35 protein-coding genes and 1 pseudogene are annotated in these 20,006 nt (G+C 32.1%); all 36 read right to left on the bottom strand.

Annotated features, from left to right (window positions below):
* Positions 1-156: 156 nt before the first annotated feature.
* The gene (locus ACRCZX_RS06290) at positions 157-654 is read right to left on the bottom strand and encodes a phosphatidylglycerophosphatase A family protein (RefSeq protein WP_438582078.1); all 498 of its coding nucleotides are present in this window, start codon (positions 652-654) and stop codon (positions 157-159) included.
* Complete coding sequence (locus tag ACRCZX_RS06285; protein WP_438582077.1) at positions 655-2,796, bottom strand: peptidase U32 family protein; 2,142 nt, start codon at positions 2,794-2,796, stop codon at positions 655-657.
* A complete protein-coding gene (gene coaE, locus ACRCZX_RS06280) occupies positions 2,793-3,389 on the bottom strand; it encodes a dephospho-CoA kinase (RefSeq protein WP_438582076.1) in 597 nt (198 codons plus the stop codon). The genes ACRCZX_RS06285 and coaE overlap by 4 nt, the downstream gene beginning before the upstream one ends.
* Positions 3,390-3,488: 99 nt before the next feature.
* The gene (locus tag ACRCZX_RS06275; RefSeq protein ID WP_438582075.1) at positions 3,489-3,689 is read right to left on the bottom strand and encodes a cold-shock protein; all 201 of its coding nucleotides are present in this window, start codon (positions 3,687-3,689) and stop codon (positions 3,489-3,491) included.
* A gap of 225 nt (positions 3,690-3,914) precedes the next feature.
* Entirely contained in the window at positions 3,915-4,265 is a 351-nt protein-coding gene (gene rplQ, locus ACRCZX_RS06270; protein ID WP_438582074.1) for a 50S ribosomal protein L17, read from the bottom strand.
* A gap of 25 nt (positions 4,266-4,290) precedes the next feature.
* Entirely contained in the window at positions 4,291-5,268 is a 978-nt protein-coding gene (locus ACRCZX_RS06265) for a DNA-directed RNA polymerase subunit alpha (RefSeq protein ID WP_438582073.1), read from the bottom strand.
* A gap of 26 nt (positions 5,269-5,294) precedes the next feature.
* Positions 5,295-5,882 carry a 30S ribosomal protein S4 gene (gene rpsD, locus ACRCZX_RS06260; protein ID WP_438582072.1) on the bottom strand — a complete coding sequence of 196 codons (588 nt, stop codon included), beginning with the start codon at positions 5,880-5,882 and terminating at the stop codon, positions 5,295-5,297.
* Between the two features lie 62 nt (positions 5,883-5,944).
* On the bottom strand, positions 5,945-6,334 hold the full coding sequence (gene rpsK, locus ACRCZX_RS06255) for a 30S ribosomal protein S11 (protein WP_438582071.1): 390 nt from the start codon (positions 6,332-6,334) through the stop codon (positions 5,945-5,947).
* A gap of 64 nt (positions 6,335-6,398) precedes the next feature.
* Positions 6,399-6,755 carry a 30S ribosomal protein S13 gene (rpsM, locus tag ACRCZX_RS06250; protein ID WP_438582070.1) on the bottom strand — a complete coding sequence of 119 codons (357 nt, stop codon included), beginning with the start codon at positions 6,753-6,755 and terminating at the stop codon, positions 6,399-6,401.
* Positions 6,756-6,909: 154 nt separating this feature from the next.
* Positions 6,910-7,023 carry a 50S ribosomal protein L36 gene (gene rpmJ / locus ACRCZX_RS06245; protein WP_040407302.1) on the bottom strand — a complete coding sequence of 38 codons (114 nt, stop codon included), beginning with the start codon at positions 7,021-7,023 and terminating at the stop codon, positions 6,910-6,912.
* A 28-nt stretch (positions 7,024-7,051) separates the two neighbouring features.
* The gene (infA, locus tag ACRCZX_RS06240; protein ID WP_040407300.1) at positions 7,052-7,270 is read right to left on the bottom strand and encodes a translation initiation factor IF-1; all 219 of its coding nucleotides are present in this window, start codon (positions 7,268-7,270) and stop codon (positions 7,052-7,054) included.
* 87 nt (positions 7,271-7,357) lie between these two features.
* Positions 7,358-8,128 carry a type I methionyl aminopeptidase gene (map, locus tag ACRCZX_RS06235; RefSeq protein ID WP_438582069.1) on the bottom strand — a complete coding sequence of 257 codons (771 nt, stop codon included), beginning with the start codon at positions 8,126-8,128 and terminating at the stop codon, positions 7,358-7,360.
* A gap of 26 nt (positions 8,129-8,154) precedes the next feature.
* A complete protein-coding gene (locus ACRCZX_RS06230) occupies positions 8,155-8,796 on the bottom strand; it encodes an adenylate kinase (RefSeq protein ID WP_438582068.1) in 642 nt (213 codons plus the stop codon).
* Between the two features lie 58 nt (positions 8,797-8,854).
* Positions 8,855-10,135, bottom strand: a complete 1,281-nt coding sequence (secY, locus tag ACRCZX_RS06225; RefSeq protein ID WP_438582067.1) for a preprotein translocase subunit SecY — start codon at positions 10,133-10,135, stop codon at positions 8,855-8,857.
* A 37-nt stretch (positions 10,136-10,172) separates the two neighbouring features.
* Entirely contained in the window at positions 10,173-10,646 is a 474-nt protein-coding gene (rplO, locus tag ACRCZX_RS06220; protein ID WP_438582066.1) for a 50S ribosomal protein L15, read from the bottom strand.
* A 3-nt stretch (positions 10,647-10,649) separates the two neighbouring features.
* Positions 10,650-10,832 carry a 50S ribosomal protein L30 gene (gene rpmD / locus ACRCZX_RS06215; RefSeq protein ID WP_438582065.1) on the bottom strand — a complete coding sequence of 61 codons (183 nt, stop codon included), beginning with the start codon at positions 10,830-10,832 and terminating at the stop codon, positions 10,650-10,652.
* 13 nt (positions 10,833-10,845) lie between these two features.
* Positions 10,846-11,346 (bottom strand): 30S ribosomal protein S5, encoded by a 501-nt coding sequence (rpsE, locus tag ACRCZX_RS06210; protein ID WP_438582064.1) that lies wholly within the window; start codon positions 11,344-11,346, stop codon positions 10,846-10,848.
* Positions 11,347-11,370: 24 nt separating this feature from the next.
* On the bottom strand, positions 11,371-11,739 hold the full coding sequence (gene rplR, locus ACRCZX_RS06205) for a 50S ribosomal protein L18 (RefSeq protein WP_438582063.1): 369 nt from the start codon (positions 11,737-11,739) through the stop codon (positions 11,371-11,373).
* A 47-nt stretch (positions 11,740-11,786) separates the two neighbouring features.
* Positions 11,787-12,323 carry a 50S ribosomal protein L6 gene (rplF, locus tag ACRCZX_RS06200; protein ID WP_438582062.1) on the bottom strand — a complete coding sequence of 179 codons (537 nt, stop codon included), beginning with the start codon at positions 12,321-12,323 and terminating at the stop codon, positions 11,787-11,789.
* A gap of 18 nt (positions 12,324-12,341) precedes the next feature.
* The gene (rpsH, locus tag ACRCZX_RS06195; RefSeq protein ID WP_438582061.1) at positions 12,342-12,737 is read right to left on the bottom strand and encodes a 30S ribosomal protein S8; all 396 of its coding nucleotides are present in this window, start codon (positions 12,735-12,737) and stop codon (positions 12,342-12,344) included.
* Between the two features lie 23 nt (positions 12,738-12,760).
* Positions 12,761-13,048, bottom strand: a complete 288-nt coding sequence (gene rpsN, locus ACRCZX_RS06190) for a 30S ribosomal protein S14 (RefSeq protein WP_438582060.1) — start codon at positions 13,046-13,048, stop codon at positions 12,761-12,763.
* A gap of 23 nt (positions 13,049-13,071) precedes the next feature.
* Positions 13,072-13,623: a 50S ribosomal protein L5 gene (rplE, locus tag ACRCZX_RS06185; protein WP_438582059.1), complete on the bottom strand. Its 552-nt coding sequence runs from the start codon at positions 13,621-13,623 to the stop codon at positions 13,072-13,074.
* A 17-nt stretch (positions 13,624-13,640) separates the two neighbouring features.
* The gene (gene rplX / locus ACRCZX_RS06180; RefSeq protein ID WP_438582058.1) at positions 13,641-13,982 is read right to left on the bottom strand and encodes a 50S ribosomal protein L24; all 342 of its coding nucleotides are present in this window, start codon (positions 13,980-13,982) and stop codon (positions 13,641-13,643) included.
* A 19-nt stretch (positions 13,983-14,001) separates the two neighbouring features.
* Positions 14,002-14,370 carry a 50S ribosomal protein L14 gene (gene rplN / locus ACRCZX_RS06175; protein WP_438582057.1) on the bottom strand — a complete coding sequence of 123 codons (369 nt, stop codon included), beginning with the start codon at positions 14,368-14,370 and terminating at the stop codon, positions 14,002-14,004.
* A gap of 34 nt (positions 14,371-14,404) precedes the next feature.
* Positions 14,405-14,656 carry a 30S ribosomal protein S17 gene (gene rpsQ, locus ACRCZX_RS06170; protein ID WP_294094498.1) on the bottom strand — a complete coding sequence of 84 codons (252 nt, stop codon included), beginning with the start codon at positions 14,654-14,656 and terminating at the stop codon, positions 14,405-14,407.
* Positions 14,657-14,706: 50 nt separating this feature from the next.
* Positions 14,707-14,889: a 50S ribosomal protein L29 gene (rpmC, locus tag ACRCZX_RS06165; RefSeq protein WP_438582056.1), complete on the bottom strand. Its 183-nt coding sequence runs from the start codon at positions 14,887-14,889 to the stop codon at positions 14,707-14,709.
* Positions 14,889-15,311, bottom strand: coding sequence for a 50S ribosomal protein L16 (gene rplP / locus ACRCZX_RS06160; protein WP_438582055.1), 423 nt, complete (start codon positions 15,309-15,311; stop codon positions 14,889-14,891). The genes rpmC and rplP overlap by 1 nt, the downstream gene beginning before the upstream one ends.
* 2 nt (positions 15,312-15,313) lie before the next feature.
* Positions 15,314-15,970: a 30S ribosomal protein S3 gene (gene rpsC, locus ACRCZX_RS06155; RefSeq protein WP_438582054.1), complete on the bottom strand. Its 657-nt coding sequence runs from the start codon at positions 15,968-15,970 to the stop codon at positions 15,314-15,316.
* Between the two features lie 15 nt (positions 15,971-15,985).
* Positions 15,986-16,318, bottom strand: coding sequence for a 50S ribosomal protein L22 (rplV, locus tag ACRCZX_RS06150; RefSeq protein WP_438582053.1), 333 nt, complete (start codon positions 16,316-16,318; stop codon positions 15,986-15,988).
* A gap of 45 nt (positions 16,319-16,363) precedes the next feature.
* Positions 16,364-16,645 (bottom strand): 30S ribosomal protein S19, encoded by a 282-nt coding sequence (gene rpsS, locus ACRCZX_RS06145; RefSeq protein ID WP_438582052.1) that lies wholly within the window; start codon positions 16,643-16,645, stop codon positions 16,364-16,366.
* A gap of 24 nt (positions 16,646-16,669) precedes the next feature.
* Complete coding sequence (gene rplB / locus ACRCZX_RS06140; protein WP_438582051.1) at positions 16,670-17,500, bottom strand: 50S ribosomal protein L2; 831 nt, start codon at positions 17,498-17,500, stop codon at positions 16,670-16,672.
* Positions 17,501-17,588: 88 nt separating this feature from the next.
* Complete coding sequence (gene rplW, locus ACRCZX_RS06135; protein ID WP_438582050.1) at positions 17,589-17,876, bottom strand: 50S ribosomal protein L23; 288 nt, start codon at positions 17,874-17,876, stop codon at positions 17,589-17,591.
* Complete coding sequence (rplD, locus tag ACRCZX_RS06130) at positions 17,876-18,508, bottom strand: 50S ribosomal protein L4 (protein ID WP_438582049.1); 633 nt, start codon at positions 18,506-18,508, stop codon at positions 17,876-17,878. The genes rplW and rplD overlap by 1 nt, the downstream gene beginning before the upstream one ends.
* A gap of 30 nt (positions 18,509-18,538) precedes the next feature.
* Complete coding sequence (rplC, locus tag ACRCZX_RS06125) at positions 18,539-19,165, bottom strand: 50S ribosomal protein L3 (RefSeq protein WP_438582048.1); 627 nt, start codon at positions 19,163-19,165, stop codon at positions 18,539-18,541.
* A gap of 181 nt (positions 19,166-19,346) precedes the next feature.
* Positions 19,347-19,658: a 30S ribosomal protein S10 gene (gene rpsJ, locus ACRCZX_RS06120; RefSeq protein ID WP_023050803.1), complete on the bottom strand. Its 312-nt coding sequence runs from the start codon at positions 19,656-19,658 to the stop codon at positions 19,347-19,349.
* A 218-nt stretch (positions 19,659-19,876) separates the two neighbouring features.
* Positions 19,877-20,006: pseudogene (gene tuf / locus ACRCZX_RS06115) on the bottom strand (elongation factor Tu); the annotation flags it as partial.

Genomic DNA, 20,006 nt, shown 5'->3' with positions numbered 1-20,006 from the left:
CCCAATTTCTGAGTGTTTGTGTTGTTACTCCTAATAGTTTTGAAAATTTACCTATTGAATACATTTTATCACCTCGATTTAATTTTACAATTAAAATAAAAATAAGTCGAAGTTTTTATAGATTTTTATAGAATTATTTATACAGACATCAGCCTCTTAGAAAAATATTGTCCATATACAAACCATTAAGAAATTACCAATTACTCCTGCTAAAAAATCGTCTAAAACTACCCCTACACCATTTCCAAAAAATTGTGATTTATAAATAGGTCCTATTTTTGTTATATCAAAAAATCTAAATATTACAAATCCAATTACTATTGCCATAATAGTTTGATATATTCCTACTGGATTTATTAAAAACAACGTAGTTAAAAATCCTAAAACTTCATCTATTACAACTTTTTGAGGATCTTTTTCTTTAAAAATCTTTCTTTCTGCGATATCACATATATAAACTGATATTGCAAAGAATGTCATTAAAAACATAAAATAAAAAGAGTTATATATCATGTTATTTGGAAAGACTCTTTTTAATAAAATTAGACCAATATAAATCGGAATTCCACCTAAAGTTCCAAACGTTCCTGGAGCTACTGGCATATCTCCTAAACCAAATACTGTTGCTAAGTTTCTAACTAATTTTAAATTCATTTAAAATACCCCTTTTTCATAATTATAAGATCTATATTCTCCTTTGTTTTTTAAAACATCTCTTATTTCTTCAGGTGTTTCTGTTGTAAATTCTAAAACTAGTTCAGATATACCTATACTTTCTAAATATTTCTTATCTTCCAAAATATTTAAAGGTTTTTCTAGATATATTTCACTATTTCCTAAATCATTCTGAATTATTGTAAACTTATCCCCTTGTTCATTTTCAATAATTTTATCTCCTAAAGATAACTCTGTATACATAGCTCTTGGTCTACCATAAGCCAATATTGCTTTTTTTAAGTTTGTTTCACCTATCTCCTCTAATCTTCTATAACTAATTTCAGGAGAAATAATTATTGTCTCTACATTTTTTAATTCTGAAAAATGCTCAAATGCATAACGATTAGATATATTTAAATTCCAACTTAAAGTTATTTTTTTATTTTTATTATCAAGTGCTTGATATAAATTTGTTGCTAATTTATTATTTAAATCAATTCTATCTAAGACTCCTTCTCTAGCTACATCATAACCTTTAAAATAAATTTTTTCTATTCCTAGACTTTCTAAAAGTTCTTTTTGAGTAATATTTGAAACTATTGCTGAAAGAATAGCATTTTTTTCAATATTATCCTTTTTCAATATTTTTTTAATCTCTTCTTCTGAATCTCTTCTATAGCTCAAAATTAATTTTTCTAAAAGCTCTTTTACAACATCTCTTTTCATTTGTTTTAAAACTGAAATTGGTAAAAATATATTATCTTCAATTTCTATATTTTTTAAAATTCCTTTAAAAGTAGTATCTCCAATTTCTAGAATTTTTTCTTCTATTACTTCTTTTGAAGTTCCTTTGTTTTTAGCAGCTACTATATAATCTATCGATTCTAGTTCTGCTGTTATTAATTCTAATCTGTTATTTAATGTTGAAACTTTTATTTTAGCTTTTTCTCCTATTTTTCCAATAAATTTAAATTCTATTAAATGTTTTTTATCTGTTGTTTTTAATCTTTGTTCTATTAAGTCACTAATCTCTTTAGAATAATTTTTGTAAACATACTTTGTACCTTCTGGTAAATCTCTTAAAACTAATGTTTGACCAGCATTAGCATCTTTATTTCCTCTTTCAAATCTTGTATCTATTTTATTTATATACATTCCGCCTAGTTTTTCATAATCTTTAGATAGAAATGTCACTCCGTCACCTAAAATAACTTTTTCTTTTAATTTTAAATGATTTTCTTTTAATTCTCCTAGATTCTTTCCTAAATGACTTGCAAACTCTTTATTCATTATTTCAGGTCTTTCTTTATAAAAATAACCTGTACTATATCCTCTATTAAAAATTTGAGAACTTCTTTCTTCTACATTTTTTCCATTAATTAAATCTTTATAATAATTAACCGTCTGAAAAACGTAATTAGGTTCTTTCATTCTTCCTTCTAATTTTATACTATCTATTCCAATTTCTTTTAATTTTTGAATTTCATCATATCCATAAAGTTGATCTTTAGGACTTAAAATATATCCAGTTTCTTCTTTTGTTGATATATATTTTTTTCTACATGGCTGTGCACACATTCCTCTGTTTCCACTACGTCCACCTATAAAACTACTCATATAACAATTTCCAGAATAAGATATACACAAAGCCCCTGATACAAATATTTCTAGCTCTATTTCTGTATTTTTTCTGATCTCTTTTATTTCTTCAAAAGATAACTCTCTCGGTAAAACAACTCTTTGAAATCCTATAGATTTTAAATAATTTGCTTCTATATGATTAGCTACTGTCATCTGAGTACTTCCATGTAATTCTAATTGTGGATAATTTTCTTTAATGAACTTGGCTAATCCAAAATCTTGTACTATTACAGCATCTAAGCCATGTTTATAAAGTTCTTTTAAATTAATTGATAACGCTTCGATTTCAACATCCATCATTATTGTATTTAGTGTCAAGAAGACTTTTACTCCTCTTTCATGAGCATAATCTAAAGCTTCTTTGTATTCTTCTAGAGTTAAATTTACTGCATTTCTTCTTGCACCAAATCCTTTCAATCCCATGTATATTTCATCAGCTTCTGCTTTTATTGCAGCATAAAATCTTTCTATACTTCCTGCTGGAGCAACTATTTTCATATTTTACCTCTCTTTATATCTTCTATAATTTGTTTTGTTTTAAATTCTAATTCTTCATATGTTCCATTATTATCTATAAGAATATCAGCTTTACTATTTCTTTCAATTCTTGATATTTGAGATGAAATTATTTTCATTATCAAATTTTCTTCGATTCCATCTCTTTCTTTAATTCTTTTTATTTGAATTTCTGGATCTATATCTATTACAATAACTTTATTGCAATATTTATCTAAATTAATTTCAAAAAGTAATGGTACATCAAATATTATAACTTCATCTTTTATTATATATTCTTCATAAATTTTTTTATAAATAGCCAAAACTTTCGGGTGAATAATTTCATTTAAAATTTTTAATTTATCAGGATCACTAAATATTTTTTTCTTTAATTTTTTTCTGTCTATTTTAGTTGACTCAGAAAAAAAAAATTCTTTTCCAATTTTATTTTGAAGCTCTTTTTTAACTTCATCACTTTCTAAAATATTTTTAGCTATTAAATCCGCATCTAAAACTTTTAATTTCATAGATAAGAATATCTTACTAACTGTAGATTTTCCACTTCCTATACCACCAGTTAATCCTAATATCATTAAAATCTCCTTAAAATATAATATATTATATTTTAGCATATTTTCTGATTTTTTTATAAAAAAAAAAGAGTGAAATTTTAATTTCACTCTTGGTTTTTTTTAAACTGCTGTTACCTCTTTAGCTAAAGGACCTTTATCTCCTTCTTCAACTTTAAAAGATACATTTTGTCCTTCTTCTAAAGATTTAAACCCTTCCCCTATAATTCCTGTAAAATGTAAAAAATAATCATTTCCTTCTTCACAAGTTACAAAACCAAATCCTTTTTCTTTATTAAACCATTTTACTGTTCCTTTTAACATTTTAACCTCCAAATAATAATAAAAAATTATAAGTCCCCCTTGGCACTTTACGAATATATTATATAATAATCTTTATTATTTTGCAATTATTTTTGTTTGTTTTGAGATTATTTTAATCGACTTAAAATTCAAAAGATAAATTTAAGTACATGTTTGTGTATTAATATAAATTTTAAAGTATAAAAAAAGAGAACTACTTTGTAGTTCTCTTTTGATCTAGTTAGATTACACTAACTCGATTATACCCATTTCAGCAGAATCTCCTCTTCTTACAGAAGTTCTCATGATTCTTGTATATCCACCGTTTCTCTCCATATATTTTGGAGCTAAATCGTTAAATATTTTAGCAACAGCCTCTTCGCTTCTTAAGAAAGCAAATGCTTGTCTTCTATGAGCAAGAGTTCCTTTTTTACCAAGAGTTATCATTCTCTCAGCAAATTTTCTAAGCTCTTTTGCTCTAGTAACAGTAGTTTCTATTCTATCTGATAAAATTAGAGATATTGTTAAGTTCATTAACATAGCTTTTCTATGGTCAGATCTTCTCCCTAGCTTTCTATATGATTTATTGTGGTTCATTAGTCAGTTAGCCTCCTTATCTTAATTATTCTACAGATCCATTTCCATTCAGATCGAACCCAAGTTCTTTCATCTTTTCAAGAATCTCATCTAGTGATTTTCTTCCTAGATTTTTTATTTTTAAAAGTTCGTTCATTGACATTTTAGCCAATTGTCCTACTTCTTCAATTCCTGCTTTTTTTAAACAATTAAATGATCTAACTGTTAAATCTAGCTCTTCTATTCTTGTATTCATTATGTCATCAACTTTATTAGTTGATGTTGGAGTTTCTTCTTCTTCTTCAAGATCTACTCTTAAATGATCCATTCTATTTCCTAAATCTAAGAAAGGATCTAAATGATACTTTAAAAGTTCTATAGCATAAGAAATTGCATCTCTTATTTCTACACTTCCATCAGTTTCAATATCAAGAGTTAACTTGTCAAAATCAGTCATTCTTCCAACCATTGTATCCTGAACTGAGTAAGATACTTTTCTAATTGGTGTATAAATAGCATCAACAGCTATAAAATCTACAGCCCAATCTTTTTTCTCTATCTCTTCAGCAACAACAAACCCTTCACCAGTATCAACTATAAATTCCATATCGATTTCTCTATCTGTAGTTAGTGTACAAATAATTTGATCTGGATTTACAATTTCTAATCCTATATCTGGTATTATATCAGCAGCTGTAACAGTCTTAGGTCCTTTTGCAGAAAGAGTCATTTTTCTTTCACCGGCAGTTTCTGCCTTTATTACTACCTCTTTAACATTCAGCATTATTTCAGTAACGGCTTCTTTTATACCTTCCATAACTGAAAATTCGCTTAGTACTCCATCAATTCTAACTCCTTTGATTGCAGCACCTGGTATAGATGATAGTAAAACTCTTCTCAAAGCATTACCAATTGTATGTCCATAACCTCTATAAAGTGGTTCTATAACATATTGACCAGAAAAGTCATTTGTTTTTAATTCGGTAATGTTAATACCTTTAGCATGTTTTTCTATTTTTAACATTTAATCAACTCCTATCAAAGGATCTATTATCTTGAATAGAACTCAACAATTAAAGCTTCATTTAGATCGTAATCTAAATCATCTTTAGTTGGGTTCTGAAGAACTTTTCCTACGAAGTTAGCTTTATCTAACTCTAACCATGCTGGAACTGTTTTCTCTTCTACTGCAGATTTGATTATCTCAATATTTTTTGAGTTCTCAAGTACAGATACGATATCCCCTGCTTTTACTCTGTAAGATGCAATGTTAACTTTTCTTCCATTAACTGCAACGTGTCCATGAGATACAATTTGTCTAGATTGTCTTCTAGTTTTAGCGAATCCTAGTCTGTAAACTACGTTCTCTAATCTTCTCTCTAGGTTTTGGATTAAAGTTAAACCAGTAACTCCATCCTTTCTTGAAGCCTCTTCATATAATTTTCTGAATTGCTTCTCCATTACATTGTATATAAATTTAGCTTTTTGCTTTTCTTTTAACTGTATTGCATACTCTGTAGGCTTTTTATTTGCATTTGGTCTTGGTCCTCTATTAGAAGATTTATTTACTCCTAAGATAACTGGATCAATTCCAAGAGCTCTACATTTCTTTAAAACAGGTTGTCTATTTCTTGCCATCTCTTTATTTTTCCTCCTTACACTTAATAAATACTACGATAATGAGCTTAAAAAGTGTTTTATTACACTCTTCTTCTTTTTGGTGGTCTACATCCATTATGTGGAACTGGAGTAACATCAGTTATTTTTGTAACCTCTAATCCAGCTGCTTGTAAAGATCTGATACAAGCCTCTCTACCTGATCCAGGTCCTTTAACTTTAACTTCAACCTTTTTCATTCCATTTTCCATTGCGATATGAGCTGCTTGCTCAGCTGCTATTTGAGCCGCAAATGGAGTTCCTTTTTTAGTTCCTTTAAAACCAGAAGTTCCTCCTGATTTCCAGCTTACTACTTTACCTTCTACATCAGTAATTGCTACTATTGTATTGTTGAAAGTTGAGTGTATATGAGCTATTCCATTAGGAATATTTTTCAGTTTCTTCTTGATTTTAGCTACTTTTTTCTTAGCCATTTTTTAAGCTACCTCCTTACAATAAAATTCCGTTCTTTTAACTGCCACTATAATTAGCTTAAAACTATCTTTTTATAGGCTTTTTAGGTCCTTTTCTAGTTCTTGCATTTGTTTTTGACTTTTGTCCTCTTACAGGTAAGTTCATTTTATGTCTTGAACCTCTATAACATCTGATATCCATAAGTCTTTTTATTGCAAGTCTGATCTCTTTTCTAAGATCTCCCTCTACCTTTACATTTTCAACAATGGCTCTGATTTTATTTAACTCTTCTTCAGTTAAATCTTTTACTCTAGTGTCAAAGTTTACTCCAGCTTCTGTTAATACTTTTTGTGAAGTTGGTTTTCCAATTCCATAAACATAAGTTAAAGATATTTCAACTCTTTTGTTTCTAGGAATATCTACTCCTGCGATTCTAGCCAAAATTTTTCCTCCTCTTCCGAAAATTTTATATATCCGTCAGTATATAAACCGACTAAGACTTTCTTCGGTATGCCTCTTTCGAGTACTAGCTCTACAGCCTAACATACCTTTACAGTACTTCCCATGTCAGTACTAATTTGCAAAACTTTTCAAGTTATCCTTGTACTTGTTTGTGCTTAGGATTTTCACAGATAACTCTGATCTTTCCGTGTCTCTTGATAACTTTACATTTGTCACAAATAGGCTTAATTGATACTCTTACTTTCACTTAATTACCTCCTCTCGTGATCATAACTTTACTTTTTTCTGTATACTATTCTTCCCCTAGATAAATCATAAGGAGAAATTTGTACCGTTACTTTATCTCCTGGTAAAATTTTGATATAGTTCATTCTCATTTTTCCAGAAATGTGCCCTAAAATTGTGTGTCCATTTTCTAACTCTACTTTAAACATCGCGTTTGGAAGGGCTTCTAATATAGTTCCTTCTAATTCGATAACATCCTTTTTCGACATACTACCTCCTATCGAACAGAAATTCATATTATTTTAACATTTATTTTACAAAAAGTCTAGCTTAATTTTAACTATTTTTTCTTGTTTTTATTGAGTTAACTCAGTTAAAATAACAGGTTTTCCGTCTATTACGGCAACAGTGTGTTCGAAGTGAGCTGAACGCTTTCTATCTCTTGTTACCACTGTCCACCCATCATTGGTTATATTCACTTTATAAGTACCAATATTTACCATTGGTTCGATTGCTAAAACCATTCCTTCCTCAATCATTATACCTCTACCTTTTCTTCCATAGTTAGGTATACAAGGATCTTCATGCATAGCTTTCCCTACTCCGTGACCAGCAAAATCTTTGACTACAGTAAAGCCATTTGATTCAACAAATTTTTGGATGGCATTTCCAACATCCCCTAATCTATTTCCTGCAAATATTTGCTCTATTCCTATTCTTCTTGCTTCTTTTGTAACATCAATTAATTTTTGTGATTCTTCATCGACTTTTCCTATAGGAAAAGTTATTGCAGAATCTCCGTAAAAGCCATCCATTCTAGCTACTACATCAATACTGACAATATCTCCTTCTTGAAGAATTTTATTTTCTTTTGGAACACCATGAACTACTTCTTCATTAACAGAGATACAAGAGCCTGCTGGATATGGATTTATTGGTCCTCCAACTCCTACTGTTGCTAATTCTGCTCCATTTTCAATCAAATATTTTTCAATAATTTTATTTAATTCATAAGTTGATATGCCTGGCTTTATATACTGAGGTAAATATTCTGCATACAATTTAGCTATTAGTTGACATGGCTTTTTTATTTTTTCTATTTCTTCTCTAGTTTTTAATATAACCATAATTTTCCTTTCTAGGTTTCTAAAAGTTATCCTAAAATATTAAAGATTTCCTTAGCAATCTCATTTATTTCTTTAGTCCCATCTAACTCAACCATTACTCCTCTTTCTGTATAGAAATTAAATAAAGGTGCTGTTTGTTCATGGTAAGCTGATAATCTTTTTTCAACAGTATCTTTATTATCATCTTTTCTTAAAATTAAATCTGATCCACAATAGTCGCATTTTCCTTCTACTTTTGACGGATTATTTTCAACATGGAAAGATGCTCCACAGCTTGGACAAACTCTTCTTCCAATAACTCTTCCAACTATTAATTCATTTGGAACATTTAAAGAGATTACTTTATCTAAATTCATACTTAAATCTTTTAAAAGTAACTCTAAAGCCTCTGCCTGAGCTAGTGTTCTTGGGAATCCATCCAAAATAAATCCTTTTTTACAATCTTCTTCAGAAAGTCTATCTTTTATTATTCCTATGATTGTAGAATCAGGAACTAATTTACCTTCATCCATAAATTTTTTAGCTTCCATTCCCATTTCTGTACCTTCTGTTATGGCTGCTCTTAACATATCTCCAGTAGAAATTTGTGGAATTCCATACTGATCAATTATGAACTTTGCTTGAGTTCCTTTTCCTGCACCAGGTGCTCCAAATAACATTATGTTCATTAATTTCATCTCCTTTGTTTTTAAATAAAAAGGGCACGACATATGCCGTGCCAAGATTTTATAAAAATCCTTTATACTCTTTCATGATAAGATGAGCATCTATCTGTTGTATCGTATCTAGAGCCACTCCAACAACTATTATTATACCCGTTCCACCAAAAAATGCTGGTAGTCCAAAAGTTTTAAATAGTACCATTGGTGCAATTGCGATTAAAGCTAAAAATATAGCTCCACCCCAAGTTATTCTAGTTACAACTCCTTCAAGATAATCAGCTGTATCTGCTCCAGGTCTAATACTTGGAATCGTACCTCCACCTTGTTTTAAGTTTTCAGCAACCTTTTCAGGATCGAAAACTATAGAAGTATAGAAGAACGAGAAGAATATAATTACAGCAGCAAATAGTATTAAATATACAGGATGCTGGTCACTAAATATTCTAGCAAGTATTACTTTTCCAGAAAACTCTGCTGGAAGAACATTTACTACTAAAGAAGGTATCATCATAACAACCGAAGCAAATATAACGGGCATAACACCAGAACTATTTAACTTTAAAGGTATATATGAATTTTGACCCATTCCATTGTTTCCGGCAAATCCTCTTCCTACATAATGAACTGGTATTTTTCTTTGTCCTAATTGGAATACAACAATACCTGCAATTGTTAAGATTGCAGCAAATCCTACTAATAATAAAACAGGAATAAGAAACTTACTCCCTCTCATATCTTGTATAGTTTGAATAACAGCTCCTGGGGCTCCGGAAATAACATTTAAAAATATTAGTAGCGAAACACCATTACCTATCCCTTTGATAGATATTTGTTCCCCTACCCACATTAAAAATATTGTTCCTGCCGTTAAAGTTGTTATTGTTGATAAGAAAAATGTAAATCCTGGTGTTGTTACTAATCCTACAGATTGTAACCAAGTACATACTCCAATTCCTTGGACTATAGCTATTATAATTGTCAGATATCTACTCCATTGAGTTATCTTGTTTCTTCCAGATTCACCTTCTTTTTGAATCTCTTCAATTTTTGGAATAATTACTGAAAGTAAACTAAATACAATTGATGAATTGATATAAGGAACAATTCCCAATGCAAATATTGATACTCTTTGGAAAGCCCCACCTGAGAACATATTAATGTATCCTAGTAAACTACTCTGGGCAGTCATTTGAGCTAAACGATCAATGTCCACGCCAGGAGCAGGGATATAAGTCCCTACCCTAGCTACTAGGAACATTAACAAGGTGAAGATGATTCTCTCTCTCAGTTCCGGAATTTTAAATATACCTCTAAGCTTCGTTTCAAACTTTTCAATTAAACCCAAAATTCTTCACCCCACATTTTTAATAACTAGATGTGTGTTAGTTCTTTGCTACATCAGCAAAAGTTTTAACTTCTATAATTTCTACAGATCCACCTTTTGCTTCAATAGCTGATTTTGCAGAAGTAGATACTTTATGAGCTTTAACAGAAACTGTTTTCTCAAGTTCTCCATTTCCTAAAACCTTAATTCCTGAAAGAACTTTCTTGATAATTCCAGCAGCTACTAATAACTCTGGAGTTACTTCAGTTCCTTCTTCGAATCTATTTAAATCAGATAAGTTTATTATTGCATAATCTTTTCTGAATCTATCGTTAGAGAATCCTCTTTTTGGAGTTCTTCTGTATAAAGGCATTTGTCCACCCTCGAAGTAAGGTTTTACCCCTCCTCCAGATCTAGAGTTTTGACCATTGCTTCCTTTTCCAGCAGTTTTTCCTAAACCTGAAGATTCTCCTCTTCCGATTCTTTTTCTAGCTTTTCTTGGTACAGAAGGCTTTAATTCATTTAATTTCATTGATTATTGCACCTCCTCTACTTTTATTAGGTAAGAAATTAGAGCGATTTTCCCTTTTAACTCAGGAGTCACGTTATGCTCTCTAACATCATTCATCTTCTTAAGCCCTAGCGACTTTGCAGTAGCTATATGGTTAGGCTTTCTTCCGATTATGCTCTTTACAAGCTCTATTCTAAGCTTTGCCATCTTTTTTTACCTCCTAGCTTAAGATTTCCTTTACTTCTTTTCCTCTTAAAGCTGCAACCTGTTCAGCAGTTCTTAGTAATGCTAAACCTTCAATTGTAGCTCTTGCAACGTTGTGCTTATTTCTTGATCCTTTGATTTTTGTAAGGATGTTATGTACTCCTGCTAACTCAAGAACCTCTCTACAAGATGATCCTGCGATAACTCCCGTACCTTCATAAGCTGGGGCCATCCAAATTGATGTAGCTCCCCATTTACCAACTATTTCGTGAGGAATAGTTGTTCCTTTTAAAGAAACCTTTACCATGTTTTTCTTAGCAGCGGCGATTGCTTTTCTGATTGCATCAGGTACACCATTCGCTTTTCCTAATCCCATTCCAACATTTCCATTGGCGTCTCCTACTGCAGCTAAAACAGAGAAAGATATAGTTCTTCCTCCTTTAGTTGTCTTAGAAACTCTAGAAATCTTCAGTAGTTTCTCTTGAAACTGTTTTTCTTCTTTAACTAACTTAGACAAGTGAAGTCCTCCTCTCTACAAGAATTAGAATTTAAGTCCTGCTTCTCTTGCAGCCTCTGCAAGGGCAGCTACTCTTCCTGTGTATTTATAACCAGATCTGTCGAATACTACAACAGATATATTTTGTGCTACAGCTCTTTCAGCTATTGCTTTTCCAACAAGCTTAGCAGACCCGATGTTTCCACCGTGTGTTACATCTCCTTTGATCTCATTATCGATTGTAGATGCAGAAACTAAAGTTACTCCATTCACGTCATCAATTAATTGAGCAAAGATGTTGTTGTTTGATCTATATATAGAAAGTCTTGGTCTCTCAGCTGTACCAGAAATTTTATTTCTGATAGATAAGTGCTTTCTTCTTCTAATAGCGTCTCTATTAACTTTCTTAAACAACGTTTTAACCTCCTTATTCTCAGCATACTAACTATTAATAGTTAGTATTATGATTTCTTACCTTCTTTTCTTCTAACTATTTCGTCAGAATACTTAACTCCTTTTCCTTTGTAAGGTTCTGGAGCTCTTTTAGATCTGATATCAGCAGCAACTTGTCCTACGATATCTTTTTCTGTTCCTTCAATGTGGATAGTAGTATTTTTCTCAACTGTCATTTTTATTCCTTCAACAGCATTGATTATAACTGGGTGAGAATAACCTAAAGCCATCTCTAATCCATCATTCTTCTCAGCAGCTTTGTATCCAACTCCAACAAGTGTAAGAGATTTCTTGAATCCTTCAGAAACTCCAATGATCATATTGTTCATTAAAGCTCTTGTAGTTCCATGAATAGATCTTACAGCTGGTAAATCATTAGATCTTTCAACTGTGATTTCATTGTTTTCTATATTTATTGTTAACTCTTCGTTAAACTTTTTAGTTAAAGTACCTTTAGGTCCTTTTACAGTAACTACATTTCCAGCAGCTAATGTAACTTCTACCCCAGCAGGTACCACTATGATCTTTTTACCTACTCTTGACATATGGTTACCTCCTAGTTATTACCAAACGAATGCAAGGATTTCTCCACCAATGTTTTCTCTTCTAGCTGATCTATCAGTTATGATTCCTCTAGAAGTTGAAACTATAGCGATTCCTAAACCAGATAATACTCTTGGCATATCTTCTACAGAAGAGTAAACTCTTCTTCCTGGCTTAGATATTCTCTTGATTCCTTTGATTATTCTTTCTTTTCCATCATACTTTAAGTATACTCTTATATTCTTTTTATTTCCATCTGTTACTATTTTGTAGTTAGAAATATATCCCTCTTGTTTTAAAATCTCAGCGATTTTCTCTTTCATGTTAGAGTGAGGAACATCTGTTTTCTCATGCATTACAGCATTTGCATTTCTAACTCTTGTTAACATATCTGCAATTGGATCTGTTAAAAACATCTATTAAATCCTCCTTTCATCAATTACCAAGATGACTTCGTTACACCTGGAATAAGACCAGCACCTGCTAACTGTCTGAACTTAATTCTCGAAATTCCGAATTCTCTCATGAATCCTCTTGGTCTTCCATCTAATTGACATCTATTTTTCTTTCTAACTTCTGAAGAGTTCTTAGGTAATTTATTCAGCTCAAACATAGCTTCAATATCTCCCTCATTGATTCTCTTCTTCAGTTCAGCTCTTTTTTCAGCATATTTATCGCATAAAGTTGTTCTCTTAACTTCTCTAGCGATCATTGACTTTTTAGCCATTGATTCTTAACCTCCTCACTATATTACTTTTTGAAAGGCATTCCAAATGCCTTAAGTAAAGCTCTTCCTTCTTCATCTGTTTTAGCTGAAGATACTATAGTGATAGACATTCCTAAAAGCTTGTCAACTTTATCAAACTCGATTTCAGGGAAAACTAATTGATCTCTTAATCCTAAAGAGTAGTTTCCTCTTCCGTCAAATGAATTCGCTGGAACTCCTTCGAAATCTCTTACTCTTGGAAGAACTACATTTACTAATCTATCTAGAAAATCGTACATTTTCTCTTTTCTTAAAGTAACTTTTGCACCGATTGGCATTCCTTCTCTTAACTTAAATCCAGCTTCAGATTTTTTTGCTTTTCTTACAACTGGCTTTTGTCCTGTAACTATAGCTAAATCAGCCATTGCAGAATCTATTAACTTAGCGTTTTGAGTTGCCTCTCCAACACCCATGTTAATAACTATTCTATCTAATTTTGGACATTCCATAACGTTCGATAACCCTAATTCTTTTACAAGGTTAGCTATTATCGTTTCATTATATAATTTATGATATCTAGAAGCGTATTTAGACACTTACGTTCCCTCCTCTCTTATAAAGTTTCTCCAGATACTTTAGAGTATCTTACTTTTTTACCATCCACAAGCTTGTATCCAACTCTAGTTGGTTTACCAGCTTTCTCATCAAATAACATTACTTTTGAAGAGAATAGTGGTGCTGATTTAGTTACAACTCCACCTTGTGGGTTTATTTGTGAAGGTTTCATGTGTTTAGTTACCATGTTAATATTCTCAACAACAACTTTTCCCTTTTTAGGGAACACTTTTACAACCTTACCTGTTTTTCCTTTATCTTTTCCAGATATTACGAAAACTGTATCTCCAGTTTTTACATGTAATGACTCTGGTACAAATTTAATCTTAGGTTTAGCCACGTTTAGCCTCCTCTCTCAATTATATTACTTCTGGAGCTAGTGAAATTATCTTCATGAAGTTTTTAGCTCTTAATTCTCTTGCCACTACACCGAATATTCTTGTAGCTTTAGGCTCATTTTTACTATCTAAGATAACTGCTGCATTATCATCAAATTTGATGTATGATCCATCATCTCTTCTTAATTCTTTTCTTGTTCTAACAATAACTGCCTTTACTACGTCTCCTTTTTTAACGCTTCCACCAGGTATTGCTTCCTTAACTGATGCCACAACAATGTCACCGATTCTACCGAATCTTCTTCTAGACCCACCTAGAACTCTTATTACCATAAGTTTTTTAGCTCCAGAGTTATCAGCAACATTAAGGATAGTTTGTTGTTGTACCATTAAATTATCCTCCTCTCAACAATAATTTGGATTATTATTTAGCTTTCTCTATAATATCAACTAGTCTCCATCTTTTATCTCTCGATAATGGTCTAGTTTCCATGATTCTTACTTTATCTCCAGTTTGAGCTACGTTATTCTCATCGTGTGATTTGAATTTCATAGTCTTCTTAACTCTCTTCTTGTAGATTGGGTGTAATGTCATTGTTTCGATAGCAACAACTATCGTCTTGTCCATCTTATCTGAAACAACAATACCTTCTCTTACTTTTCTCTCGTTTCTCAAGATTTTGACCTCCTCTTCTTAAGAATCTACATTTTCAACAATAGATTTAATTATCTTTCGTTTAATATAGTGTTTATTCTTGCTATCTCTCTTCTTACTTCTCTTATCTTAGCAGTGTTAGTTACCTGTCCTAATGATAGTTGGAACTTTAGGTTGAATAATTCTTCCTTTAGCTCTCTACACTTTACTACTAAGTCTTCACTAGATATTTCTCTTATTTCCTTAGCTCTCATTAGTTCTCACCACCGTTCTCTCTTTTTACAATCTTACATCTAATAGGAAGTTTCATAGTAGCTTTTCTAAAAGCTGCTAGCGCTTTCTCTTCAGTAACACCAGATACCTCGAACATTATTCTTCCAGGTTTAACTACTGATACCCAACCTTCTACGTTTCCTTTACCTTTACCCATTCTTACTCCAGCTGGTCTAGCAGTAATTGGCTTATCAGGGAATATTCTAATGAAAATTTTACCTTCTCTTTTGAATGTTCTGTTGATTGCAACTCTACAAGATTCAATCTGTCTATTTGTTATCCAAGCAGGTTCAAGGGCTTGTAATCCGTAATCTCCGAAAGCAACAGTGTTACCTCTTTGAGCTGTACCCTTCATTCTTCCTCTAAACATTTTTTTATGTTTTGTTCTTTTAGGCATTAACATGATTACGCTTCCCCTCCTTCCTTTTTAGTTGGAAGTACTTCACCGTGGAAGATCCAAACTTTGATTCCAAGAGCTCCGTAAGTTGTATGTGCCGTAGCTGTTGCATAATCAATGTCTGCTCTTAGTGTATGTAAAGGTACTTTACCTTCTACTACCCACTCAGATCTTGCGATCTCAGCACCATTTAATCTTCCAGAAACCATAACTTTGATTCCTTTTGCTCCAGACTTCATAGCTCTCATAACAGCTTGACCTACTGCTCTCTTATAAGCTACTCTTTTCTCAATAGATGTAGCTATATTTTCAGCAACTAAAGTTGCATCTTTGTTAAACTCTTTAACTTCTTGAACTTTAACTGTAATTTTTCTTCCAGTTAATGTTTCAAGTTTAGCTCTTAAAGATTCTATTTCAGAACCTTTTCTTCCAATGATTATACCAGCTTTAGCTGTGTGTATTAAAACTACAACGTGTGATGGAGAAGTTCTCTCGATTTTTGTCTTCGAAATTCCCGCGTGGAAGTAGTTCTTCTTAATCATTTCTCTGATTTTTATATCTTCATGGAAGAACTTTGCGTATTCTTTCTTATCTGCATACCAGATAGAATCCCAAGTTCTTGTTATTCCAAGTCTTAGTCCTCTAGGGTCTACTTTTTGTCCCACAGTCTTACCTCCTTACTACTTTTCAGACACTGCCACAACAATGTGTGCTGTTGGTTTTCTTATTATATCTGCTCTTCCCATTGCTCTTGGCATGATTCTCTTTAGAGCTGGTCCGTTATTTATCATTATAGTTGATACTACTAACTTTTCTTCATCCATATTGAAGTTGTTAGTTGCATTAGCAATTGCTGATGCTAGTGTTTTCTTTATAAATCTAGCTGCTTTTTTGTTAGTAAATTCTAACGTATCTAAAGCGTCTAATGCTGATTTTCCTCTCACTAAGTCTGCTACAAGTCTAGCTTTTCTCGGAGATAATCTTACGAATCTAGTTATTGCTCTAGCTTCCACTATTACAACCTCCTTTTCATACTATCAATTTTAAATAAAATTGAATTATTTTTTCTTTTTCTTTTTGTCAACACCATGACCATAATATGTTCTTGTTGGTGAAAACTCTCCTAGTTTATGCCCAACCATTTGTTCAGTTACATGAACTGGTATATGCTTTTTACCGTTGTAAACACCAAATGTTAATCCTATAAAGTTAGGGAATATTGTTGATCTTCTTGACCAAGTCTTTATTACCGCTTTTAGGTTCTCAGTAGCTACTGCTTCTTCAACTTTTTTCATTAAGTGGTGGTCACAAAAAGGTCCTTTTTTTAATGATCTAGCCATTACCTATTAGCCTCCTCTCGAAAATTACTTTTCGTTTCTTCTTCTTACGATAAACTTATCAGAAGTTTTTCTTCCTCTTGTTGTTACACCGTGAGCTGGTTTACCCCATGGAGTCATTGGAGATTTTCTTCCTACTGGAGCTTTACCTTCTCCTCCACCATGTGGATGATCACAAGGGTTCATTACAGATCCTCTAACATGAGGTCTTCTTCCTTTGTGTCTATTTCTTCCTGCTTTACCTAGTGAAACTAGGCTATGCTCAGAATTTCCTACTTCACCGATTGTTGCCATACATTCTCCATGAATTAATCTTAATTCACCTGATGGTAACTGTACGTGACAGTAAGTTCCTTCTTTTGCAACTAGTCTTGCTGCAGTTCCTGCAGATCTAACTAATTGTCCACCCTTTCCTCTTTGTAACTCAACATTGTGTATCTGTGATCCAACAGGCATCTCTTTTAATTTAAGAGCATTACCTGGCTTTATTTCAGCATTTGAACCAGCCATTACGATATCACCTTTTTTAAGTCCCTTTGGAGCAAGAATATATCTCTTTTCTCCGTCTACGTACCATAGTAATGCAATATTTGCAGTTCTATTAGGATCGTACTCTAATGATGCAACCTTTGCAGGTACATCTAATTTATTTCTTTTAAAGTCGATGATTCTATAAAGTCTCTTATGTCCCTTGTCTCTATTTCTACAAGTTCTGTGTCCATAGTTATCTCTACCATAAGCAGATTTTAATGGAGTAGTTAAAGACTTTTCAGGTCTAACTTTATCTAAATCATCGTTAACTAATCTAGACATGTGTCTAGTACCATTAGTTATAGCATTTAACTTTCTAATTGCCATGTTTTGTTAACCTCCAAAATTTCCTGACCTATAATTATCTTTAGCTTTATCCTTTTCTTAAAGAACTAAACTTCTAATTATTTTTCAATTATACTTCTGCGAAGTAAGTAATTGTATTTCCAGCAGCTAATTTAACGATTGCTTTCTTTTTAGCTTGAGTCTTGTAAAGTTTCATTCCATGTCTTTTAGTAACTGGCTTTACATTCAATGTCGCTACAGATTCAACTTTTACGTTAAATATAGTTTCAATCGCTTTTCTGATTTCAACTTTATTTGCTTTTGTACTTACCTCAAATGTGTACTTGTTGTAATCTCTTCTTAAAATTTCAGTTTTTTCAGTGATTACAGGCTTCTTTACGATATCGTAAGCAGTCATTATGCAAGCACCTCCTCAATTGTCGTTAACGCTTCCTTAGTTACGATAACTTTCTCTTGCTTTAATAACCAGTATACTCCAATCTCATTAGGTTGAAGAACTACTGCGTTCTCTAAGTTTCTAGCTGATAAATATAAATTGTAATCAGCTTCTGTAGCAAGGTCGTTTACTACGAATAATTGCTTTGTCTTTGCTGTTAAAGCATTTGTTAAAGCGATTATCGTTTTTGTTTTTGGAGTTTCTAAAGTTCCATCAAGAACTAAAATTTCTCCAGCAGCAACTTTCGCAGAAAGTGCTGATCTTAAAGCAAGATTTCTTACTTTTTTGTTTACTTTTTTATCGTATGATCTTGGTTGTGGTCCGAAAGTAACTCCTCCACCTACCATATGTGGAGCTCTAATAGAACCTTGTCTAGCTCTTCCAGTTCCTTTTTGTTTGAAAGGCTTTCTTCCTCCACCTTTAACCATAGCTCTAGTTTTAGTAGCTGCAGTTCCTTGTCTAGCAGCTGCTAACTCTGCAGTTAACACTTCATGTAAAACTGCTTGATTAGGCTCGATTCCAAATACAGAATCTTTAACTTCTACAGTACCAGTTTGGTTACCTGCTAAGTCATATATGTTTAAAACTGCCATTATTTTCCTCCTTCCTCATCTACTAACTAATTATTTCTTTACAGCTGGTTTAACAACGATATATCCGTTCTTAGGACCTGGTACTGCACCTTTAATTAGTAGTAAGTTGTTTTCTGCGTCAACTTTAACAATTTTCAAGTTTTGAACTGTTACAGTTGCATTTCCATATTGTCCAGCCATTTTTTTGTTCTTAAGAACTTTTCCAGGCCAAGACGACATTCCTATTGATCCTCCAAGTCTATGGTTTCTAGAAACACCGTGTGTAGCTCTGTTTCCACTAAAGTTATGTCTCTTCATAACTCCAGATGTTCCTTTACCTTTTGAAGTACCAGTGATGTCTACGAAAGCAACCTCTGCTAAAGTATCCACTTTAATTTCTTGTCCAAGTTCGATTCCTTCTACTGAATCAACTTTTAACTCTCTAACAAATCTTAAAGGTTTAACCCCAGCTTTGTTAAAAATTCCCATTAATGGCTTTGTAGTATTTTTTTCTCTTTTTTCGTCAAATCCTAATTGTAAAGCTGCATATCCATCATTCTCTACTGTCTTCTTTTGAAGAACGAAGTTTGGTCCAGCTTCAACAACTGTAACTGGAATAAATTTTCCATTTTCGAAAATTTGAGTCATTCCAATTTTTTTTGCTAAAATTCCTGACATGTTTTACCTCCATCAAATAATATATTGGTTGACAACTTGCCCTCGTGGTTCCACCACTTTTCTTTAAAAAAAAACCGCCAACTTGTATTATTATGTAAGGATAATTTAATTCTTCAATTAGCATCAAATTACCCGAAAATCAGCTGTTTGCTTTTTCTCTTAGAACCTTTTTTACAAACTATTATGCTTGTTTTATTTCGATTCCAACACCAGCTGGTAAGTTAACTGCTGTTAAAGAAGCAATTGTCTTAGGGTTAGAGTTCTTAATCTCTACCATTCTTCTGTGCACTCTCATCTCGAACTGCTCTCTCGAGTCTTTGTTCACGTGTACTGATCTTAGTACAGTATACTTTTTAATCTTTGTAGGTAGTGGCATAGGTCCAGCAATTTCTGCTCCAGATTTCTTTGCAACTTCCACTATTTTTTTAGCTGATTGATCTAATAAAGTGTGATCATAAGCTTTTAAGTAAATTCTTAACTTATTAGAAGCCATTTTACTTTTCGCACCTCCTTAAAAGTTTCGATTAAAAGAATTAAATAATTCTTTTGTACACTCTGGTAATTATATCATATTTTTTACAAAAAGCAAATGTTTTTTGTTTTTATTCAAAACTTTTTTTACCAAGCTTTTTTAGCATTATAAAAGGGGACAAAGCCCCTTTTATATGAACTAAATTTCACTTAATTTTGATTCATAATATTTAAGTAAGATTACTTAGTAATTTCTGCAACAACTCCAGAAGCTACCGTTCTTCCTCCTTCTCTTATTGCGAATCTTAATCCTGGTTCCATTGCGATTGCATGAATTAACTCTATTGTCATTTCGATGTTATCTCCTGGC

It is taken from the genome of Cetobacterium sp. (assembly GCF_051658645.1).
Classification (GTDB): domain Bacteria; phylum Fusobacteriota; class Fusobacteriia; order Fusobacteriales; family Fusobacteriaceae; genus Cetobacterium_A.
The sequence above is the reverse complement of the archived record's forward strand: the minus strand, read 5'-3'. Positions and strand labels throughout refer to the sequence as shown.

What these genes read in the sequence shown, in the direction of transcription:
- map (WP_438582069.1), bottom strand. Translation starts at nt 8,128, where the DNA reads ATGGTTATATTAAAAACTAGAGAAGAAATAGAAAAAATAAAAAAGCCA.
- rpsN (WP_438582060.1), bottom strand. Translation starts at nt 13,048, where the DNA reads ATGGCTAAAAAGTCAATGATCGCTAGAGAAGTTAAGAGAACAACTTTA.
- rplN (WP_438582057.1), bottom strand. Translation starts at nt 14,370, where the DNA reads ATGGTACAACAACAAACTATCCTTAATGTTGCTGATAACTCTGGAGCT.
- rplP (WP_438582055.1), bottom strand. Translation starts at nt 15,311, where the DNA reads ATGTTAATGCCTAAAAGAACAAAACATAAAAAAATGTTTAGAGGAAGA.
- rplC (WP_438582048.1), bottom strand. Translation starts at nt 19,165, where the DNA reads ATGTCAGGAATTTTAGCAAAAAAAATTGGAATGACTCAAATTTTCGAA.
- rpsK (WP_438582071.1), bottom strand. Translation starts at nt 6,334, where the DNA reads ATGGCTAAGAAAAAAGTAGCTAAAATCAAGAAGAAACTGAAAAATATT.
- rpsD (WP_438582072.1), bottom strand. Translation starts at nt 5,882, where the DNA reads ATGGCAAGAAATAGACAACCTGTTTTAAAGAAATGTAGAGCTCTTGGA.
- ACRCZX_RS06290 (WP_438582078.1), bottom strand. Translation starts at nt 654, where the DNA reads ATGAATTTAAAATTAGTTAGAAACTTAGCAACAGTATTTGGTTTAGGA.
- rpsH (WP_438582061.1), bottom strand. Translation starts at nt 12,737, where the DNA reads ATGTTTTTAACAGATCCAATTGCAGATATGTTAACAAGAGTTAGAAAT.
- rpsS (WP_438582052.1), bottom strand. Translation starts at nt 16,645, where the DNA reads ATGGCTAGATCATTAAAAAAAGGACCTTTTTGTGACCACCACTTAATG.
- rpmC (WP_438582056.1), bottom strand. Translation starts at nt 14,889, where the DNA reads ATGAGAGCTAAGGAAATAAGAGAAATATCTAGTGAAGACTTAGTAGTA.
- rplW (WP_438582050.1), bottom strand. Translation starts at nt 17,876, where the DNA reads ATGACTGCTTACGATATCGTAAAGAAGCCTGTAATCACTGAAAAAACT.
- ACRCZX_RS06285 (WP_438582077.1), bottom strand. Translation starts at nt 2,796, where the DNA reads ATGAAAATAGTTGCTCCAGCAGGAAGTATAGAAAGATTTTATGCTGCA.
- rplF (WP_438582062.1), bottom strand. Translation starts at nt 12,323, where the DNA reads ATGTCAAGAGTAGGTAAAAAGATCATAGTGGTACCTGCTGGGGTAGAA.
- infA (WP_040407300.1), bottom strand. Translation starts at nt 7,270, where the DNA reads ATGTCGAAAAAGGATGTTATCGAATTAGAAGGAACTATATTAGAAGCC.
- coaE (WP_438582076.1), bottom strand. Translation starts at nt 3,389, where the DNA reads ATGATATTAGGATTAACTGGTGGTATAGGAAGTGGAAAATCTACAGTT.
- ACRCZX_RS06265 (WP_438582073.1), bottom strand. Translation starts at nt 5,268, where the DNA reads ATGTTAAAAATAGAAAAACATGCTAAAGGTATTAACATTACCGAATTA.
- rpsJ (WP_023050803.1), bottom strand. Translation starts at nt 19,658, where the DNA reads ATGGCTTCTAATAAGTTAAGAATTTACTTAAAAGCTTATGATCACACT.
- rpmD (WP_438582065.1), bottom strand. Translation starts at nt 10,832, where the DNA reads ATGGCAAAGCTTAGAATAGAGCTTGTAAAGAGCATAATCGGAAGAAAG.
- ACRCZX_RS06230 (WP_438582068.1), bottom strand. Translation starts at nt 8,796, where the DNA reads ATGAACATAATGTTATTTGGAGCACCTGGTGCAGGAAAAGGAACTCAA.
- ACRCZX_RS06275 (WP_438582075.1), bottom strand. Translation starts at nt 3,689, where the DNA reads ATGTTAAAAGGAACAGTAAAATGGTTTAATAAAGAAAAAGGATTTGGT.
- rplO (WP_438582066.1), bottom strand. Translation starts at nt 10,646, where the DNA reads ATGAAATTAAATGAATTAAAGCCTTCTGTACCAAGAAAAGCTAGAAAA.
- rplB (WP_438582051.1), bottom strand. Translation starts at nt 17,500, where the DNA reads ATGGCAATTAGAAAGTTAAATGCTATAACTAATGGTACTAGACACATG.
- rplD (WP_438582049.1), bottom strand. Translation starts at nt 18,508, where the DNA reads ATGGCAGTTTTAAACATATATGACTTAGCAGGTAACCAAACTGGTACT.
- rplQ (WP_438582074.1), bottom strand. Translation starts at nt 4,265, where the DNA reads ATGAACCACAATAAATCATATAGAAAGCTAGGGAGAAGATCTGACCAT.